Origin of the sequence: Aliiglaciecola lipolytica E3, from assembly GCF_000314975.1 — a bacterium.
Lineage (GTDB): Bacteria > Pseudomonadota > Gammaproteobacteria > Enterobacterales > Alteromonadaceae > Aliiglaciecola > Aliiglaciecola lipolytica.
In genome coordinates, this window is record NZ_BAEN01000014.1 from 30030 (window position 1) to 51116 (window position 21087).

General features: G+C 43.6%; 16 protein-coding genes. All 16 read left to right on the forward strand.

The genetic code is table 11. The annotated features are described in order from the left end of the window. Nucleotides 1–747: 747 nt before the first annotated feature. The 16 genes from GLIP_RS01815 (at nucleotide 748) to GLIP_RS21245 (ending at nucleotide 21084) form a co-directional block, all read left to right on the forward strand. Nucleotides 748–1356, forward strand: coding sequence for a DUF4255 domain-containing protein (locus tag GLIP_RS01815; RefSeq protein WP_008842844.1), 609 nt, complete (start codon nucleotides 748–750; stop codon nucleotides 1354–1356). After that, nucleotides 1353–2156, forward strand: coding sequence for a hypothetical protein (locus GLIP_RS01820; protein ID WP_008842845.1), 804 nt, complete (start codon nucleotides 1353–1355; stop codon nucleotides 2154–2156). Before GLIP_RS01815 ends, GLIP_RS01820 begins: the two co-directional genes overlap by 4 nt. A gap of 100 nt (nucleotides 2157–2256) precedes the next feature. Further along, on the forward strand, nucleotides 2257–4164 hold the full coding sequence (locus tag GLIP_RS01825) for a phage tail sheath family protein (protein ID WP_008842846.1): 1908 nt from the start codon (nucleotides 2257–2259) through the stop codon (nucleotides 4162–4164). Between the two features lie 20 nt (nucleotides 4165–4184). Beyond that, nucleotides 4185–4634: a phage tail protein gene (locus GLIP_RS01830; RefSeq protein ID WP_008842847.1), complete on the forward strand. Its 450-nt coding sequence runs from the start codon at nucleotides 4185–4187 to the stop codon at nucleotides 4632–4634. Between the two features lie 26 nt (nucleotides 4635–4660). Beyond that, complete coding sequence (locus tag GLIP_RS01835) at nucleotides 4661–6736, forward strand: phage tail sheath family protein (protein WP_008842848.1); 2076 nt, start codon at nucleotides 4661–4663, stop codon at nucleotides 6734–6736. Further along, on the forward strand, nucleotides 6736–7272 hold the full coding sequence (locus GLIP_RS01840; RefSeq protein ID WP_008842849.1) for a phage tail protein: 537 nt from the start codon (nucleotides 6736–6738) through the stop codon (nucleotides 7270–7272). The genes GLIP_RS01835 and GLIP_RS01840 overlap by 1 nt, the downstream gene beginning before the upstream one ends. A gap of 39 nt (nucleotides 7273–7311) precedes the next feature. Beyond that, nucleotides 7312–8790, forward strand: a complete 1479-nt coding sequence (locus GLIP_RS01845; protein WP_008842850.1) for a CIS tube protein — start codon at nucleotides 7312–7314, stop codon at nucleotides 8788–8790. Then, a complete protein-coding gene (locus GLIP_RS21855) occupies nucleotides 8787–8957 on the forward strand; it encodes a hypothetical protein (protein ID WP_008842851.1) in 171 nt (56 codons plus the stop codon). Before GLIP_RS01845 ends, GLIP_RS21855 begins: the two co-directional genes overlap by 4 nt. Further along, complete coding sequence (locus GLIP_RS01850) at nucleotides 8950–10026, forward strand: phage late control D family protein (RefSeq protein WP_008842852.1); 1077 nt, start codon at nucleotides 8950–8952, stop codon at nucleotides 10024–10026. Before GLIP_RS21855 ends, GLIP_RS01850 begins: the two co-directional genes overlap by 8 nt. A gap of 60 nt (nucleotides 10027–10086) precedes the next feature. After that, entirely contained in the window at nucleotides 10087–10746 is a 660-nt protein-coding gene (locus GLIP_RS01855; protein WP_008842853.1) for a phage baseplate assembly protein V, read from the forward strand. Nucleotides 10747–10753: 7 nt separating this feature from the next. Then, on the forward strand, nucleotides 10754–12610 hold the full coding sequence (locus GLIP_RS01860) for a hypothetical protein (protein WP_008842854.1): 1857 nt from the start codon (nucleotides 10754–10756) through the stop codon (nucleotides 12608–12610). Continuing rightward, nucleotides 12607–13008: a GPW/gp25 family protein gene (locus tag GLIP_RS01865; protein ID WP_008842855.1), complete on the forward strand. Its 402-nt coding sequence runs from the start codon at nucleotides 12607–12609 to the stop codon at nucleotides 13006–13008. The genes GLIP_RS01860 and GLIP_RS01865 overlap by 4 nt, the downstream gene beginning before the upstream one ends. 6 nt (nucleotides 13009–13014) lie before the next feature. Then, the gene (locus GLIP_RS01870) at nucleotides 13015–15204 is read left to right on the forward strand and encodes a putative baseplate assembly protein (RefSeq protein ID WP_008842856.1); all 2190 of its coding nucleotides are present in this window, start codon (nucleotides 13015–13017) and stop codon (nucleotides 15202–15204) included. Beyond that, nucleotides 15204–17420: a phage tail protein I gene (locus GLIP_RS01875; RefSeq protein ID WP_008842857.1), complete on the forward strand. Its 2217-nt coding sequence runs from the start codon at nucleotides 15204–15206 to the stop codon at nucleotides 17418–17420. Before GLIP_RS01870 ends, GLIP_RS01875 begins: the two co-directional genes overlap by 1 nt. Continuing rightward, complete coding sequence (locus tag GLIP_RS01880; RefSeq protein ID WP_008842858.1) at nucleotides 17421–18992, forward strand: hypothetical protein; 1572 nt, start codon at nucleotides 17421–17423, stop codon at nucleotides 18990–18992. After that, complete coding sequence (locus tag GLIP_RS21245; protein WP_008842859.1) at nucleotides 18985–21084, forward strand: AAA family ATPase; 2100 nt, start codon at nucleotides 18985–18987, stop codon at nucleotides 21082–21084. Before GLIP_RS01880 ends, GLIP_RS21245 begins: the two co-directional genes overlap by 8 nt. The last annotated feature ends 3 nt before the right edge of the window (nucleotides 21085–21087 follow it).

Genomic DNA, 21087 nt, shown 5'->3' on the forward strand with positions numbered 1-21087 from the left:
AGGCGTAAAAAAATGACTGAGGGGTCAGAAATTAAGCAATTTTGGTTAATTATTTTTGTTTTGTTAAAAATAGAGATGAAAAAGAGGTTTTTATGATGCTCTAATTAATTGACATTGAGCACGACTGAGAATCGAATTAACAGCTCAAACTAAAAACACTTCACCGTCGATGCGACTTTTTAGTCGCGAGAAAGTAACAGAGGTAGTCGCATTTATATCACCATTTTTGCGCTGCGCTTTTCAGTACTACTATTCTTTACATTTAAAAGAAAAATAATTTCTGCGAGTCTGCATTTTACTCACCCAAATCCAACTCGAACGCATGCAAGTAAAAATAAGGCCCTCGTCAATTTCCGACCATCCCGCCCTGCAACAATTGGTTAAAAAGTGATCTAAAAATATCGATGCGGGGTTGCATTAAATGATTAAATGCCTAAAATTTGATCAGTGATAGGTTTTTTAATTTACCGCTTAAGATATAGGTTTTGTGTTTCCTTCCTGAATTTATCTCGTAGTTGATAGCGAATAATAAGAATAAATACCTCAGTGGTATTGTGATTAATAATTACTAAATAGCAGTCAAACAAATCTGTTCAAATCGAGATTAACTTGTGTCTTGAGTGGTTTGGGTAGGTTTGTCGATCGTGAGATTTTCTGAAGAGTCCCATCGATTGGCAAGTCAATCCGGCTTTTGAAGTAGCAGAGCAATTGATAAATGGATGAGTCAATGTTTACGAGTATACTGAAATGGCAGATTTTGCATCTGTAGCAGCAGTCGGCAGCAGTCTAGTTCGCTTTTTAACTCACTGCTTTTCTCAACAGCAGCCAATCCCCGGTGGGTCTAGTACTACTGATACAACGGTTGTGCTTGCTAGAACTGAAGATCTTAACTTAGAAGATAACCCTCTTATATCGCCCCCTTGCTTATCAATATTTCTCTATCGTGTTGATTTCAATAATACCAGTAGAGCTGCGTTTTCGGGTAAAGCGCTGGCAAAAGGCAGGGCATATCTACCCTTAGAATTTCACTTTTTAATGATCCCATGGGGAATTACCGCAGACCAAGAATATCGCATTCTAGGTAGAACGATGCAGTGTTTTGAAGACAACCCATTATTAACTGGGCCTATGCTCGATCCTGTTACCAACTGGGCAGCTAATGACAGTATCCAACTGAGTTTAGAGGATTTATCTACAGAAGATTTAATGCGCATTTTTGATTCGCTCCCAGTGGATTACAAATTGTGTGTTCCCTATATGGCAAAAATGCTTGTTATGCATGGACGTAGACAAGAAGCATTGCGAGAAGTCGGCCTTTCGGAGCAAATCCTTAGTGGTGAGGTGATTCAACCATGACAACCGCACTCATTGATACAGGGATAGTACTAAATAAACGGCTTCTACTTGGCATATTACCTGTTGATGCGTTGACGCGTGAAGATTTACCCTTTGCCATTACTATCGACATTGAACAGCCACTGAGTATTAAATTAAGTAAACACAATTCTGGACGATTTTCGCTGGCTTATCACGCCGATCTAACGTCTCCCATACAAATTCGGATTTTCGATTTACAACGCCGTTATGTGCCACGCAGATTGTCGATTCCGGTGCAGACATTAGCGCAAATATTAAGTATTGAAACGGCGCAACAAGAAAATTATTTGCAATCTCGACAACGATTCCCGGTGTTATTTCCTGGCGCAGCATACCCTATAAACGGACGTGCGACTGGATTGAGGGGCAAGGTGTTGTTCAATGATTTACCCGTGCGTTGGAGCATTGTAGAGCTTCGATCTGCACAAGACGCAACAATCGTTTTGGCTAGAGCTAGAGGGGACGATCGCGGTGAGTTTTTAATTTTAATTCCCCCCAATGCCGTTCCTGATGAAAGCTTAAACCAATCAGTTGCCTTTGAAATACTGGTTTATGCGCGAGCGACAGCCTTGCCAGAAACGAATAACCAACCTCACGACCCATTGTGGGATTTACCTGTGGAGGTAGTCGTGGATGTTCAGCCCAACGATCCAGTTAGCTCTGGAGAAGCGATACCGCCCGAGTATGTGGCGTCACAAACGCCCGTTTCAGTTACCTTTCAATTAAGTCATATGTTATCCAGTCATGATGTTGATGACATCGTTTTTAACCCGCCTTAGGAAGTATGTGAGGGTAATTTGGTTAGCAGTTTATTGATTAATTTAATTAAGAAAACGTATTAAACATCGGAAATTCCGATAGTAAAGGAGAACAAGAGCCATGCCAGAATATCTAGCCCCAGGCGTCTTTGTAGAGGAAGTTAGCTTTCGATCTAAATCCATCGAAGGTGTACCAACCAGTACCACTGGATTTGCCGGAATGGCAAAGTGGGGACCGGTTTGTTATCGAGAGCAGGGTATACAAGGACCGATAAGTTGTGAACCACGACTTATTACCAGTTTTACCGAGTTTGAACGTGTTTATGGTGCATTGGAAAATATCCAAATCGATGATGCCGGTGCAACCGTTCCTAGACTTCCTTATCTCGCCCATAGTGCCAGAGCTTTTTTCGAAAACGGTGGCAAGCGATTATATGTTTCTCGCGTGTTTGCACCTAACACTGGATTTGATTCTGCTGATTTTGATACTGCAGCTGATGCATGGGGGATCGGTCGGGTTGCCGTTTCGATTACTGGTAATCCCGATGCCATTTTACAAGCCCGATGGCCCGGCGAAATGGGCAATATGTTCGTTAAAGTGCTAGTCACCCGAAGTAAAAATATTGCTTATGAAAACGACGACTTAGGTTTGGTACAAGTGAGAGGGGTACAGGCTGGCGCGGTAGTGGAGGTTACGTCAGCTGCTAATTTACCTGCACCGCTCGGTAATGCGCCATTGGACCTTAATAATCTCAGGGTAGTGGCAATCAATTCTGACGGAGTACAAACCTTTATTTCAGGAGCCGATGGCAATCCTGATGCACCAGCAAATGATGATGTTATTCAACTCGTGCAACTGCGTTTTCAGGTCACCATGGGTAGTCAAATTAATGAGTATGCTGATTTGGCGACGGATCCTTCACAAAAACGTTATCTTGGTCGTATTTTCGATATTACAAATCCTGAAGATCCCGATTGCCCGTTTTGGTTTAATTGGCAGCCAACGGCTGGGAACACCATTGCAGCAGCTCAGTTAGCCGCAGATTTGCGTGGTACTGAAGGTGCTGAAGACGTCTATGGATATCGCTTTGAAGGGGGCAATGACGGTGTGCAAGTTAGCCCTGATGATTTAGCGGGTAATGCTGCTGATCCAGATGATGCTAGCTTAAAAGCCACTGGCTTAGAAGCGTTAGCGGAAGTGGAAGATATTGCAATTGTAGCCTTGCCTGATTCCGGAGATATGGGTTCAACGGTCTTGAGCCGTGTGGCAGCGCAAAATCTTGTCTCGCATGCGGAAAGGGCACGCTACCGTATTGCTGTTGTTGATGGACCTATTAACAGTTCGTTAAATGATATTCGGGATTTTCGCGCGCAATTTGATAGCAAATATGCGGCGATTTATTACCCCTGGATTAATATTTTTGATCCCAATGAGCGATTTTCCCAAGGCACGCCGCCACGCCAAATAGCGCTTCCCCCTAGCGGTTTTATTACTGGTATTTATGCACGCAATGACATTGAGCGTGGCGTACATAAAGCGCCGGCCAATGAAGTCATTAGAGGTCTCACGCGTTTTGAATTGAACATCAATAAACCTCGCAACGAAGTGATTAATCCTGAAGGAATCAATGCATTGCGTTATTTCGAAGGTCGCGGGTTTCGAGTTTGGGGGGCACGCACTATGAGTTCAGATCCTGAGTGGAAATACGTCAATGTGCGTCGCTTATTTATCTTTATTGAAAACTCGATTGATCAAAGTAGTCAATGGGCCGTGTTTGAACCTAACAACCGAATCTTGTGGGATAACATCCGGCGTATGGTGGAAGACTTTTTGCTCGTTTTATGGCGCGATGGTGCGTTATTAGGTGCGAAGCCCGAAGATGCTTTTTTTGTTCGCTGTGATCGCACAACCATGACCCAAAATGATTTAGATAATGGACGTTTAGTGTGCTTGATAGGTATTGCGCCGGTGAAACCCGCTGAGTTCGTGATTTTCAGAATTGGTCAATACACCGCTGATGCCAGCTAACTACTAAGAGGAAAATAGACATGGCGACATTTAGAGAAGACCCATACAGCGCCTTTAACTTTTTAGTCTCACTCAATGACGGACAGGAATCTGAATTGGTTGGTGGATTTTCAGATGTCAGTGGCTTAGGTGTTGAAGTGAGTTATGCCGAATATAGAAACGGCAATGAAAAAGTCAACACGGTTCGCAAAATTGCGAATACCTTCAAAGTTGACGACATCACCTTAAAACGCGGTTTAATTGGTTCTACTTCACTGTGGGAGTGGTTAAACAACGTTAGTGCCGGCGCACATGAGCCACGCTTGGTAGTCATTACCTTGTTAGATGAAGCTCGAAATGCGGTAGCTAGTTGGGAGCTTCGTAAAGCGCAACCTAAAAAGTGGACAGGTCCCGCTTTAGCAGCAAAAGGTGGCGGTGAAGTGGCAATGGAAGAGTTAAGTCTCGTTTGTGAAGGTTGCAAATACAGTTAATTAAGCGACACGAAGGAATAAGTTCAATGGCTTTAGGCTTGGCGCTCGGTGCACCTAATATTATTTCCATAGCAGACCAGACTCAGCGGCAGTTGGGACAGGTCAAAATGGATGTGTGTGCGTTTGTAGGCGTCGCACCTAAAGGACCGTCTCGTGCTCATCAAATATCTGTTGATGAAACCTACGATTTGCAAAAAGTGGTTGATAATTGGACATCGAGAGATAGAACGGTTGCTGTAAAAGTCACGAGTTGGCAGCAATTCCGCGATCTTTATGGCGGATTTGAATCACCTTCTCGTTTGGTATATGCAGTGGCTAACTTTTTCGAACAAGGCGGTCAGGAAGCATACATTTGTCGAATTGTGCATGACTATGAAACGAGTGCTGAAAACTTGGCCGGGGTGGCCACCTGTGAGCTGAATAAAATCTATGCAGGTGGAGCCCAAATTAGGTTAAGTGCAAAAAACGAAGGGGATTGGGGAAATAATCTTCAAGCTGCAGTTGGGTTTACATTTCAACCCGTTGAGTTTTTGCTTGATAAAAGCGACTCCACAACACTCTCTTTTGACAATTTACAAGGTCTGACAAAGGGATGTTTATTGCGAGTTGTGAATGATGATGAAACGTCTCCAAGTGACAACTTTTCAGAATATCGTTTTATCGAACATTTTATTCAACACGGAGATCAATTTACGCATTCCACGTATTGGGAATTGGATTTAAGCACTGACGTGTTGCCGGCAAACCCTACTAAAATTGAGTGGGTAAAAAGTCAAATAAGCATTTTGGATTCCATCACCGGTATTCAAGAGTACTTTGATAATCTAGCGCTCAGTCCAAGTCATCCGCGTTTCATTGCTCGGGTGTTGCTGACTGATTCGCAACTAGTCAATCCGCAACAAGACTGGATGTTAACCCAAGTTCTGCCTGAATCTATGGACCCTTATAGTCAAAATCTTAGTCATCTAACAAGTGAGCAGCAATTGGCAATCGAGCCTTGTCAATTTATGGGGGGAGAGGATCGCTTTGACGATATTGAACATGCCGATTTCTTCGATGCCAATTGGGTATTGGGCAATGAGAAAAGTGGCAGTGGAATTCATTGTTTGTCGAATATAAAGGACTGTTCGATTTTAGTTGTACCTGATCTTTATGCACCAGAAGCATTTGAAAAGGTAGATCAAAATGAAAAAGTTGAGCTATTATCGGGAGCTGAATTTGCGCCTTGCTTTGAAGCTGCACAACCACAGTTAGAAGTAGAGCAGGTAAGCCCTAACCTCCCTAAATTATTGCTCGATCCCCGTGTGAACGCCGACCGTGAACATATCATTGCTCTACAACTCCAACTGGTATATTTCGCCGATCAATTGAAAGAATTTGTGGTCTTGTTAGACGTGCCACCGGAACAAACCCCACAACAGATTCTGCAATGGCGTTCCAAGTTTAATAGCCAATATTGTGCCGCCTATCATCCTTGGTTAAAGGTTAATCAGTATGACCAAAACGGCCAAGTTGGAAACTTACCAAAGATCATTAATCCGTCAGCCGTTGCTGCCGGCATTATTGCCGCCACAGAACTACAACATGGGTTAGCTCATGGTCCGGCTAACCGCCAGGCTAAGTCTGTTTTCGCGCTACAAATTCATGTGCCGGATACGTTTCATGATCAACTACATCCACTGGGAATTAATGTCTTTACCCAACAACGAGATGGAGTATGGCTAAGTGGGGCGCGCACAGTGAGTCAACAACCACAATGGCGTCAACTAAGTGTTGTTCGATTAATGGTGATGTTGCGTCGTGTATTGCTTCAACAAATGCAATGGGTGGTATTTGAACCTAACAGTCCGGCATTGTGGTTGGATGTGAAATTTAAATTACAGAGTTTTCTAAGGCAACTTTTTATCGCCGGTGCATTTAAAGGAGAAACCCCAGAACAAGCTTACTTTGTGCGATGCGATGAGACTCTAAATAGTCCGCAAATCGTTGATTCTGGACGTTTGATCGCGCACATCGGCGTTGCACCAGTTGAACCCCTCGAATACATCATATTGCAGTTTAGTCGAGAAGCCGATGGTGCACTGAAAATGGTGAGTAAATAATGGATAGCCAATTTTTACTGTCTAATTTTAATTTTGAAATCACGCTAATTAAAGCGGCCAATATTGAGTCTGGCAGTAATTTAGCGCCTAACCCGAATACTAGCGGGAAAGATGTTTTGGGTGATGGTGGATTCGCCGAATGCAGCGGACTCGAGATTCAGATGGATGTGCAACATATTCAAGAAGGTGGGCGCAATGATGGCGTTATTCAGCAAGTTGGCTTTGCGAAATATCAGAATTTAGTGCTCAAAAGAGGCATGTTTTATAACAAGGACAATAGTTTAGCCACAGACGTTTGGGAGTGGATCCAAGCCGTATTAGGTGGAATACGACCTGTCACGCGTTACGACGGCATGATCAAAGTCTATGGACATCGGAAAAATCAATCTAAACCAGCTCCCATCATTGCCACTTGGGCCTTTGAACGCGCCTTGCCAGTAAAAGTCAGCGGTCCAACTTTGAATGCAAAAAGCGGGGATGTAGCAGTAGAAGAATTGCATTTGGCCCATGAAGGGTTGCGGATGTTATTCAATTAATTAGTTACAAATCGATAATTCAATTTAGGAATGAGATAAGTGAGTAAATTAGTTAAAGCAACATTACAGAAGGTTATGGCTGATGAAGCTGAAACCCCGGATGGCGAGGCTTTTCCCGTACAGTTTAACCCTGCGTCATTAAAAATACGTTTAACTAATCAAATTGAAGGTGGTCGTTCTACGGCTAAGCAAGTTCGTCAACAAACCGGGAATAGTTCACGCACACTTTCGTTAGAGTTAGTTTTTGATACAGCGGACGAAGGTAGTACCGACTCGCCAGTTTCGGTGCGTGATAAAACTAAGCAGTTAGAACAATTTATCTCTACCCCACAAAATAACCCTGATCCGCCGCCAAAATTAAAATTTCATTGGGGCGATTTAACCGTCGTAGGCATTGCCGATAGTATCGATGTGAGCTTGGAGCACTTTGCCGCTAATGGGTTTCCTTTGCGTGCAAAAGTTAGCTTAAGTATCAAGGAACAAGATCCAACCATTGTCTTCAAACCGGCAGATCGGGGTACCGGAAATGCACAATCACCCGGAGCAAATGTTGGTTTACCCGGGGCTGGGACTAATCTCGGTTTTTCAGCAGGCATTAGTGTTGGTGCCGGAATTGGGCTAAGTGCAGGTTTGGGTGTGGGCGCAGGAATCGGTATCAGCGCTGGAGTAGGAATATCCGCCGATGTGAAAGTGGGTGTGGCTCTAGAAGGAGAAATGGGCGCAGAGTTCGCTGCCAGAATGGGCGTAGAACCAACCGCTTGGCGTGGTTTAGAAACCGATAATAGCAGTGGTAGCAGCTTGAATGCAGGTAGTCAGGTTGCTTTTAGCAGTGGTTTAAACACTCAACCAGGAGTAGGTACAAAAAGTGGTGTTAATGCGGGATCAAATGTGACCAGTAATGCCGCTTCTGGCCTGAATTTGTCGACACAGAGCCAGTCAAGTAGCAGTGTCACTGGGTTGGCAGGCAAGTCCCCAAAAAATGCTGATTCTGCTGGTAAAGCGATGTCTAGTTTAGGCGGAATTGGAGCTACTATTAATGCGCTTAAATTTGAGAAAAGTCAGCAACAAACAAGTACGTCTACTGCGGCATTCGGACTAGATCTAAAACAAATTACACAACTAAATAATCCAAGTGCGGTCAGTGTTTCTCATCGAAAATCAATTAGTCGTGCTCCATTAGTTAGAACACCGAACGACAGCAACGAAGCCGAAAATATCGAAGCAATCGGTCAAGAAAATCTACTGGATAAACGGGCAATGACGTTCGCCCAAGGCATACCCTTGCAACCGTTATTCGGGGTAACCCGTACTCAGAATATCTTTGCTGTGTATTCCCATCGTGAACAATCCATTACTTCTCATGATCAAGGTGTGCCATTTAGTTCAAATGCCACTATTCCTGCGTGGATTGCGCTACCGCAAAAAGACCGGGTACGACAATCCATTGATAGTTTATCAACAACCATGTTTAAGCCGGGCCACGCTTGCGGATGTCATAGCAATGGAGCAAATAAATGACTGCTTATATTGATCGAATTGTGACCGAAGTGGTGGTTCAAAACGAGCGAGAACAAGGCCAAGAGCAAGTGGATTCGCGTTTTATTGAGCAACAAAAAATAGAAGCCGCAATGAAAGTGCAATATCGCAAATCTCAACGAACACGTGCGGAAGGCATAGATGATTGACGAATTGTTTTTTAACGCCAAGCCTGCTTTCAATCTTGATGGGGAAGACATTAGCGAGTTAATTCGGGATGTGGTGTACATGAGCGTGAAAGAAAGTGTTGATGGATTGAAAACCTTAGAAGCCAGATTCACTGCTATTGGGCCCATGCAAGGCCGAAACGTTGAAAGCTTACTGTATTTGGACGGGCGTTATGTGGATTTTGGTAAGCAGGTGAAAGTCGCCATTGGTGCAAGTGGTAGGCAACGCAATATTTTTGATGGCTACATAAGCGCGTTGGAAATTCATTTTGAAGAAGGCCAAGAGCCTGAGTTTAGTTTTTGTGCTGAGGATAAATTGATGGACTTTCGCATGATCCGCAATTCAAAAACCTTTGAACAAATGAATGATCAACAGATCGTTGAAGAGATTGCGGGTGAGCATGGCTTAAATAGTGAAGTGGATGCAAATGGACCAACCTACAACCAAATTCAGCAATGCAATATGAGTGATCTGGCTTTTTTACGCGAACGCGCACGTTTACTACAAGCAGAGGTGTGGGTTGAAGGCGATACTTTACATTATAAGACCCGTGACAAGCGCAGTGGTACGAGTATGACGTTGATACGCGGTACTGATTTGATGCAGGTCAGCGTGAGCGCAGATTTAGCACATCAAAAAACCAAAGTGCATATAGCGGGATACGACGCTACTGAAGCCCAGTCTATTGATGAAACAGCAGAAGAAGATGTGGTTAATGGCGAGATTGGCAGAGGGCGTTCAGGTGTGTCCATTTTACAAAGTGCGTTTGGCGAGCGGATCAGCAAACGGGTGATGGAAGTGCCATTGAAGGCGGAAGAGGCGAGCGCTTGGGCTGCTGCCGAAATGCAACGCAGAGCGCGACAGTTTGTGACACTCAATGCAGTGGCAGTAGGTTTGCCTGATCTAATAGTCGGTAGCGTTTTGAATATTGAACAAGTGGGTGAACCCTTTTCAGGGGACGGTTATTACGTCACGAAACTCGAGCACCAGTTTACGCTTGCGCACGGACATCGAACGCACTTTGAGGCTCAACGAGCATTCATTAATTAGTTAGTTGGCAAGATGTTAATTTCATAGCTGGAGGACAGTGATGTTTTTAAGGAGTGGTAAATGACAAATCAATATGCACCGGATGGTGGTAGACAGCGCTATTTTGGAGTGTATCCGGCCATAGTGTTAAATATTGTTGATCCAGAGAACTTAGGCAGAGTGTCAGTTAGCTTTCCTTGGTTAAGTGATGCAAATGTTGAAGCCTGGAGTACGTTAACCACACCTTATGCCGATGATGAGCAAGGGTTGCAAATTATGCCAGAAGTGGGTTCTCAGGTGATCGTCGCGTTCGAAGCTGGCAATTTGCGCAGACCATACATTATCGGATCTTGCTGGAATGGTTCAGCCGTACCTCCAGAACAGCCGCAAGATGCCAATAATATTCGAACTTTAAAAACACGCTCTGGAAGCGAGCTTACCTTTGATGATACTGACGGTGCGGCAAAAATTACCTTAAAAACAGCAGGTGGCCACGAATTACTGTTAGATGAAGCATCAAGCGCGATCACCTTAACTCATTCGTCAGGACACAAAATTGAATTTTCTGCATCTGGTGCGATTGAGATTACCGCCAACTCAACCGTAGAGTTAAATGCAGCAGCGTTTAACGTACATGCTCCAGTCGCGAATTTTGACGGCATTATAAATTGCACAACGATGATAGCGAGTGCCGCTGTGGTTTCACCATCTTATACGCCTGGTGTAGGAAACTTATGGTAATGCAACTATGTTAGATAAAGCTGAACATCCATGGAAATTGGTAGGCCCTTGGTATCGCAACCAATCATTAGGTGGCTACGTTGCCAATGCGCCGAATAAGCTGGCAAAAAATCGTCATTCAGCACCAATTATTCAAAAATATGCAGATGCAAATTTCGTGAATACGTTAGTGCAAGAGCCTCAGCACTCCTTACGATTCAATAGTGAAGATTTTGTGCATCCGTTTAGTCACGATCCTAATCAGGTTATTACCCCAATAGAACGAGCTGAATCGAATTCTCCTTTAAAACTGTTTTTAGACACGCATAGCCGGTTTTATGTGGTGGTATGTGAATTACATTGTGATGTGGCGGGTTTTCCAAGGGTAGAGCGCGATAAGGTTTGCGAAGCAGGTTTTGTGGTAAGACGCAGAGTGCCTATTATTAACCCTGCATTGAAAAATAAAGTAAGCAGCTTGTTGGCACAGCGCAGTCAACTGCAAAATGACCTCAACAAAATCAATATTGATCTAAAAACTGCGCGGTTAAAACAACCGAATAGCAATACCGATATTGGTGGATTATTAAAGTCTCAAAGTGCGCGTATTTTTTCGGGATTGCACACTGGCAATGCGGAAAGTTTGACAGCAAAACTTTCCGATACGATAGCACAACTAAACCAGTTGACTGTTAACGGTGATATTAACATTGAATTGCAAGGCTGGCATGCTAGCGAACTCAAAGGTGTAGGCAGTTGGCAGCCTGTTGAGGAAACACCTGAGCAAGTTGAAGAACAGGTGATACCCATGTATCCATTGATCGCCGACCCAACCATTAAAGACCATTCCGCAGCCAATAAAACCCTTTGGTTTGGTGTCATCCCTACGAGTTTGGCCGATGTGGATGCAAATAATAATCCACGATTTGATGATGCTGACTTATATGAAATTCGCTGTTTCGTGCGCCGTCACCACAGTCAATTTCCTATCCAAAAAAATAAAACTGACTGTTGTGGCGACGTGATTTGGAGTGAAGCCACCGAAGGTTACCAAGTAGCCGCCCACTTTGATCTAGATGGTACCAGTCATCGACCGGTGAATATTAAATTACCTGATTTACCCGCGATCCGTAATCAGGTCAATAATGCTCCTGCCGGACGGGGAGCTAATGCACGAATAATTGCACCGCCTGATTCATCTTTAAATTTTGCCACTGATAATATGGATATGCCAGAGGGAGGAGAGCCGTTAACGCGCGCTGGGCAACAAATCTGTTTCTTCTCGATTCTGCTGTTTTTTATTGTCGCCATGTTTTTGTTTCGGCTGTTTTTACCTATCTTACTTTTCATTTTCAATCTGTGGTTCTTATTGAAACTAAAATTTTGCATCCCACCGTCATTTCAATTCGACGCGGGCTTGGTGGCTGATTTGAGTTTTGATGGTTCGTTTGGTGTTGATTTTGACGCATCCATTGATGCTCATGTGCAGTTAATGGCTGATTTTAGCGCTGATCTGGCGGTTCAGATGTCGATTGAAGGCCCCGATCTGGAAGCAAAGTTTTCCCAACCAGGTTTCAGTATCACTGTGAATAAGGGCAAAGAAAATCAAAAAATATACATCAGTGCTGAGCAAATGGAGGGCGACTTATCTCGCATGATTGCCAACGGCATTAATGCTAGTGATGACATGCGTAATGAAATGGTAAATGGCGGCAGTGGACCCGGTTTGAATGCCAGTTTATCACTCAACGAAATGGCCGGCATTTTTATCGCCATGCAAACTGAATATGAAGATAGTCAACATCCTGAACTTGAAGGGCAATTGAATACACCTGAGCGAGGTTTGGTGTATTTCCAAAAAGTTGAACCTGCTAAGGAGGCCGCATGAGTCAGGCTTCGCCATTAAAAGCTTTTTTAGGAAAAGGTTGGTCTTTTCCGGTATATCCGAGCCAAAACGATAAAACCATCAGTTACGTCGAAGGTGCTGAAAAAGTGCGCCAGTCAATCTGGATGATTTTGCAGACAGAACCTAAAGAACGGATTATGCGGCCAAATTTTGGTTGTGGTTTACGTCGCTATTTAATGCAGCCAAATAATGCGTCAACCTGGGCGGGAATACAGCGTGATATCGAAAGAGCTTTGATTCGCTGGGAGCCTAGAATCAAGTTGGAAGAAGTAAAAGTGCAGGGGGCAGACGACCCTTCAGTCGCCATGATTAGCATCCGGTATTCGCATGTACAGGACGGTAGTCGTGAGAATCTCGTTTTCCCATTTTACCTGGAGTAGCTACGGATGAGCTTGAATAAACCTATTTTAGATGACCGTTCATACCAGCAAATTCGTGACGAATTAATCGCGCGAATTCCTATTTATGCGCCGGAATGGACCGATCATAATCCTAGCGATCCAGGTATTGCATTAATTGAGCTGTTTTCCTATTTAACTGAAAACTTACTTTATCGTTTTAACCAGATTCCAGATGCCACCAAAATGGAATTTCTGCGTTTATTGCAGATACCGTTACACAGTGCATATCCATCAAAAGCCATGCTGACTCTTTCAACAAAGGAACCGCAAGGTGTAGCCGCTAAATTATCCAGTCAGGCTAGTGCAGGGGATATCAAATTCACCACGTTACAAGAAGTGAATGTTTTACCCGTAAGTGCAGTGGGTGTTTTAAAAGTACAAGATCAAATCCCCGATGAAGATACGGAGCAGGGTATCTTCTACCAGCAGGCAGCAGCGAGCGTCGATGCAAGCAATACGATTCCTTATCATACAGAAACCATTTGGCAAGATGAGCCCGGTGTATCCAGAGATTTGAATAGTTCGGTTGATGGCATTTTGTGGGTAGCGGTGTTATCCGAAAAAGCCAACGAAACCGAATTAGTTAAGCAACGTTTGTTAGCACATCCAAAGGGACCACTGTTAATTAATATTGGTTTTGTCCCTGAGATAACATTAGAAACGGATCTTGATCATCACAGCATTTCTTTTGCTAATCGTTTTCGTTGTCCGGGTGAGGGAACGCAAGTAACCGGAAAACCGGTTAGCTGGCAAATATCAACAGGGCGCATTAATAGTCAAAACCAACCCATTTATTACCCGTTGCAAGTGTTAGGAGATACCACTGAAGGACTCGATAAAGAAGGGGTGGTGAGAGTGCAGTTACCCACCGAAGAACACAATATGTCGGTGTATCAGTTAGATGACCCTAATATGCAAGGCGTCGGGGATTTCCCGCCTACTTTAGATGATGAAATGCAGGCTAGAGTAATTTTTTGGTTGCGTGCTTTTCGGAATGATGACAGCTCTATTGGCAAAGTGAAATATGTAGCCGCAAACGCGACTCAGGCCGAACAAGCAGTTGATGCAAAAGCCGAATTTATTGGCACCGGAAATGGTCAACCCAATCAAGTTTATAGCCTAAACCATGCACAAGTGCTGGCCAATAGTTTGTTGCTACAAGTAGAGGAACCGCAAGGCTGGGTTGAGTGGCAAGAGGTAGAGGGCTTTTATTCAAGTCATGAAAGTGACAGGCATTTTATGCTCGATAAACAAGCCGGACAAATTCGTTTTGGTACTGGGATTAATGGCGCAGTCGTGCAAATTGGTCAGCGTATAAGAGTGATCCAATATCGATATGGTGGTGGCCGCAGCGGTAACGTAGCAGCAGAAGCAATTAATAAACTGGTAGGTGTTCCATTAGCTAAAGTTGTGAATCCTTTGGGCGCTTATGGTGGAACAGATGCAGAAACACTGGAAGCTGCATTAGAGAGAATTCCAAGCGAGTTACGTCGGCGTAATCGGGCCGTGACACGCTCTGATTTTAAAGAACTGGCACTGCAAGCGCCTGGTGCTGATTTGGCGCGTTCAGAAGTATTACCCCGCTATCATCCTGCTTTACCTCAATTAGAATCTGCCGGCGTAGTCAGTGTTGTGGTGTGGCCTAAAGAAGACAAACACAACCCTAATGCCCCCTTGCCCAATAAAAACCAACTTCGTAGCGTCTGCCAATATTTAGACGCAAGACGGTTAGTGACTACTGAAATGTATGTGTTGCCGCCCAAATACGTACCTATTGCTGTTGCCGTGGGGGTGAAAGTTAAAAATGGTTTTGGTATTGATGCGGTGCGCCATTGGGTTGAATTAGCCTTGCGTCAATTTTTAGCACCGCTTCCCCCATACGGCCCGGGTGGACAAGGTTGGCCTCTAGGGCGTCGTGTTCACGGCGCAGAACTTGAAGCCGCTGCTCATCAAGTTGAAGGGGTAGAGTATTTAGAAGGGTTACAACTGATTGGCTGGGATAATAACGGCAATGAAATTGCAAATACGGTTAATTTACAAAAAAACGAGGTACCCGAACTTATCGGCATTAGCGTGGAAAACGGTCCGATCACCCTAAATCCTGGCGATATTATTTCGCCAAAAGAGACTGACGCGGTAGTTATACCTGTCCCTGTTATTAAGGACGTGTGCTGATGACAGAATTTGCAATGTTAGCAGGCGTAGATCAGTGGCTACGCTCAGCCCATGAAAACACCAGTGTAGATTTGCATGAGCAAACAGTGCAATTGGCATGGCAACATGAGGAATTGCAAGAACCCAAAGCCGAAACAGTTAGCCCGGCTGGCTTAGCCTTTGACCCTTGGTGCCGGGTTTATCATTCGTTACCTGAAAATAATGATATTGAGAAACTACTGTGGTCTGAAAAGCGCCAGCCAGAGCGGGCTAAGTCGTTATTTACTGCTGAGCATTATTATCTTGGCGAGTTTACTAGCACGCAAAAACGCACAGACATTAGTCGACCAGTAGGGTTGGCAGTGGATCGAAAAGGACGACTATTTATTGCTGATAGTGGTAATCAACAGATTCACATTTTTGATTTAGTTGAAAATACCTTAATCCGTACCTTGCATTTAGATGGGGTACCGAGTGTTGTGCGCAGCGATGGCCAACAGGTTTTTGTGATAGTTTCTTCAGAAACTGACGATACACAATTTGATGATACCAAGTTAATTAAACTTAATGCGACTCAGCTTCCACAAAGCGTCGCCCTTGCATTGCCAACTGAAGTTAAAAAATTCAGTTTGGATAGCGTTGCGGTAAATCAACAAGGACGAATTTTTGTCCTGTTAAATGCAGGAACCGAAGATGCTTTAATATGGGCCATCGATGGCCAAAATGACATCATTGATGTGCCATTCGCTACTGACGTTTTAGCCGCTCAGGATGACGTAATTGTTGTGGCTGGCGCGGTAAATGGCGATTTTCAACGCTTTAGAATAAGTCCAAATAGTATCGCACAAATGCCGCATTTAAATGCGCGTTATTATGACGGCAGAGGAATAGCATTAGATCCACTGGGTAATATTGCTTATTGGTCACACAAAGGGTTAATGAACGCCACCGTGGCTAAAATTAAATATGTCAGCCATGGGAGGTTTATTAGTTTTCGACTAGACAATCAGGAAATGCAGCGCCGTTGGGGACGCATTTTTATCGATGCCTGCCTCCCCGTGGGCACGCAACTTAAATTAGGCTATATCGTCAGTGATGAGCACCTCAGTGGCACGCAAATCCCTGCAACACCGCCACAAAATTTTGGCGAGTATGAGCTGATCAGGCCTGATTTGACTCCACCTCTACCGTCCCATTTAGCACTGAATAACACGGATGTTAGGCAATCATTGCATCGCCGTAGCCAGCATCGCGAGTTACCTTGGTCTTTTACCGACGAACCTTGGCGGACATACGAAGCGCCAGTCAATGCGCCTGCTGGACGTTATTTGTGGTTGGTCATCGATTTATTCGGTAAATCACATTCATCACCTAAAATTAAAAATATCCGCGTGGAATATCCTGCTGTGGATGTTTTACGACGCTTGCCTCGCGTTTTTGCTGAACAAGGTGCTGCAAGTGACTTTCTACATCGTTATTTAACCCTTTTAAACAGCAATTTTGACGAATTAGAGAAGCGTTCAAATGAGCGTCACCAACTCCTCGATCCTTTTGCTGCTCCCAATGCTTCCTTGCCTTGGCTAAGTAGTCTCTTAGGCATGGAGTTGGACGCACGCTGGTCGCACGAAGCCAAACGACAAATTATTAAAGAAGCTATGTGGCTATTCAAATTTCGCGGCACGTTAGCTGGCTTAAAACGTTTTATTGAAATATATCTGCAGCGCGACATTACCATTGTTGAACATTTTCAAGTACGTGGGTTAGGTGGCGCGATTGTAGGAGAAGATTCGGGAATAGCCTCTAATTCTATCTTAGGAGCGGGTTTTCGCATTGGCGGTAAATTAGGTGAGGCAAATGCTCACTCAATCGCCCAACAAGCGCATTCAGACGAACTGCAAACAGAAGTGTCTTTGGTTGACGCAATAAGCTTACATGCCCACAAGTTTAGCGTCATTGTTCCTATGCTTTTAAATGATGAAATACGTTCAGTTATCGAACATATTCTTGATCTTCACCGGCCTGCGCATACTGTGTTTGATATTTGTTCAGTCGACTCCGGAATGCGTATAGGCACGGGGTTGCATCTAGGAATGTCATCGGTAGTCGGCCAAAGCTCAGGTTTTGGTCAGGTACAAATAGGCAAGACCGTTTTAGGAACCACTGATGTATTAGGGCAGGCAAAAAGCGGTATGACTGTAGGAAACAGTCAGATCGGGTTTGACTCTAGGGTGGGCTAAATGAACATTCAAATAAAAGAAGTGTTACGCCGTTATCATTTGAGTGAAACAGAGTCTCATCAAAAGGCCAGATTGAACTTACTTACCGAGCAGTTATTTCGTGAGTATATTGATTTAGCGTTAATCAGTAATGGTCTAAGTGATAAAGACATTGTGTGTATACGCACTTGGCATGTGCCGATTGTCTTTGACCCTAATAAAACAGACATTGAAGTTTTTCAAAGTTGGTTGGCAAAATTAGACGCTACTTTAAAGCAACTTTTCGCCCAGCCTGATCCCTCAAATTGGATAAGGTACAGTTCAGAAATCGATGTACTCACATCAATTCCTATCATGCTTGCGAGTCGTCAACTAGACGATGTTTGGGCGTGGCAGCAAATGGGTATTGTGCGTGATGACAATATGGATTTTGACTCTGCGAAAAGTGATTGGTTGGCGTATTTAGAAAGAAACCCAACTACATTAAAAGCCGTGTTCATTGCATTGGCCGTCGACGGACGGGTAAAGATGCTATTCCAACATCAATTTTTAGATTTTTACGATGCAGTGCGCTTGATTGACAAAATACTTGAATTCAAACCCGATTGGTCATTGTTGTTATCTCAAGTCAATATCCAGTGTACTGGTAATTGGCCAACTTTACTTGCCCAAGTGTCGCTAAATCAGCTTTCCCAAAACAACAGTATTTCTGGTTCTCAAGCACTAGTGGGCGAGACTTGGTTGGTTTTTTATTCAATGTTGAAATCAAGTAGTGGCCACAAAAATGATGCAACAAAGGCAATAAATACAAAGCCAATAGATGACATCAAATGTTTGGTTTTTTCTGCACTGTTATCTGATTGGGTGAAATCTGGCTATCGCTTGGAAATAACCAATAATGCAAAATTGATCTCTTTTGCTGTGATGCGTATTGAACAAGTAACAACAGCACTATCGAGATTCACAGAACCTGCCCCCATGTCTGCTAATTCAAATTCTTCAAGTCATAATGAAGATTTGCAAAGTCAAGATGAAGCTGTGGACTTATTGTTCACTGACATCCCAATTATATCGCAATTATCACCCACAAATGTCTTGTTGCTGAGTGAATTTGCTGGGTTGTTATACATAATAAATCTACTCAAGCGCCCGGTTTGGCAAGCACAACTGGTTGCATTATTAGAGCATGGCGATTCGCCTAGCGTGTTATTGCGAGCTCTCGCTAAACGATTATTACGTTCTGTCAGCGATGACCCGGTTATTGATGTGTTTAGTGGCGAAATTACTCAAATTCAAAAAGACAACAAGGTAAGTGATCCGCTTAACCAAAAACAAATCGATGCACTTGATGACTTTGTGCAGCAATTGAAACAAGAAATAATTCATATGTTAGGCGATCGGACACCGCGAAACGAACAACAAATATTGGATTGGTTGTGCCGTCGCAAAGCCCGCATTGACTATCAACCAGGCTGGGTGAACGTTACCTTTGAACTCGACAGCATAGATACTCAAGTGCGCGCTGCTGGATTAGATTTAAATCCAGATTACGTGCCTTGGTTGGGATATGTGGTGAAATTTTATTATGAATAAGCCACTCACGCACCTGATAGACGAAAACTTGATTCCACGTTCAGATAACAGTGATTATTCAGAATTCGGTTTTGGTAACACAAATGTTTATTGTGCAAAGAGTAGAGCGGCGGTCTTACATCAAGTCGCGTTTTTGTGCAGTAAATTAATTGCATTGTTAGAAAGTCGATTTACTCAAGATGATACCGAGCTTCAAGCTGGATTAGTATTTTTGCACGATTATCTGAATTTAATTGAGCAGCATTTAATTTCGCTAGAACCATCAAGTGCAGTTGAATCTTTGTCTACTTTATCTGTGCAGACTACTACGGATATGAGTGCTGAAACCGCGCTAGAAAGATTAACCCAACAATTAAAGTTATCTTTAATTGAATTGCAATTATTGGTGCTAGCAGGGATGGCAGAAGAGCATGAGGGCTTTGCTAATCTATTTAGTCAATTGCATCCCAGTCGACTACCTTATCCTACACCAGCATTGCTGGCTCAGTTGGTATGTAAGCATATCGAAGATCGACAGGCGTTAGCTTACTGTCTTAACGAATCAATCTTAATTAAAACCCAGTTAGTAAAACTGCGAGGTGAAACACCGACCTTTAGCAGATCAATCCACATGGAATCTGGTGTTTGGTATGCATTAAACAGTGCCAATTCACTATTCTCGCTCCATCAACCCGAAAAAATTCATTGCTGTTTTGAAGGCTTAGATAAATGGCTAAACGAAACAAGTGCTAACCATGCCAAGCATTGTCTGGTGAACAAGATGGATGCACTCATTTTAATTAAAAGCTCAGAAGTCTATGTGGGATTAAACCGTGCACTGGCACTTTTAGAAACGACCCAAAATAAGCCGTTAATATTGCGTGTTACTGACAAACATAGTGACAAAGATTTTAATGATTTTGCCTGCCAATGCTTAATGTCAGGCAGTATCCCAGTATTGTTATGCGCAGAGCTGCATCCACTAAACCTGGCGTTATTACCCCAACTTTGCCCTACAGTGATTATATGTAGTGTAACGAATGTCCATTTAGTCGCGAATACAAAAATACAGATAGAGCTTACCATTCAACGGCCAGCGCACACTGAAGCCATTTCGATATGGCAGAAATTATTACCTGAATACGCAGATAATGCGGCGCAATTAGCTTCTTGGTTTCCACTTGACCCTTATCATGCGCAACAGCGCGTGACTACATGGCGTTCTCTTCAGGTCGAAAAACATTCTCCCGGCAATTCCGATCTCGCAAGTGTATGCAAACTCTTTAAACACTACTCAGGCGCATCGCTGCCACAAGGCATTAAACGCATTACGCCGCAATTAGGCTGGTCTGATTTGGTTTTGCCTGACGATAAAATTCAGCAATTAAAAGAAGCAACTACACGATTAAAACTACAACACAAAGTGTTAGATGAATGGCGGTTTTTACACAATCGCCGCGGAGCAAAAGGCGTTCGTTTGCTTTTTTCAGGCGTGCCAGGCACCGGAAAAACCTTATCTGCAGAAGTGTTAGCCAACGAGTTACAGGTAGACCTTCTGATTGTTGATTTAGCCGCAGTGGTGTCTAAATGGGTTGGGGAAACAGAAAAAAATCTTGCCAGTGTGTTTAGCTATGCAGAGCAATCTCAAGCGGTTTTATTGTTCGATGAAGCCGATGCCATTTTTGGTCGACGCACAGAAGTGAATGATTCACATGATCGCTACGCAAACCTGGAAACGGCATACCTACTCACCCGACTTGAGGCTTACGATGGGTTGGCAATATTGGCAACAAATTTTCGCAATAACATTGATGTGGCTTTCATTCGTCGCCTCGATTTCATTATTGATTTTCGCGAGCCAAGTATTCCTGATAGAGAACACTTATGGCGTTGTCATGTGCCCAACACAGCACCGTTAAATCAAGATGTTAATTTTACTCAGTTGGCCACGCTATTTCCGTTGGTAGGCGGAGAAATTAGAAATGCTGCTGTGGCTGCGGCCTACTACGCGGCCCAACAACAGCAAGATATACAACAAGCGCACTTTATTATGGCTATTCGCAAAGAGTTTGAAAAAACCGGCAAAGCCTTTAGAGAAGTGAACCTAACATAAGGA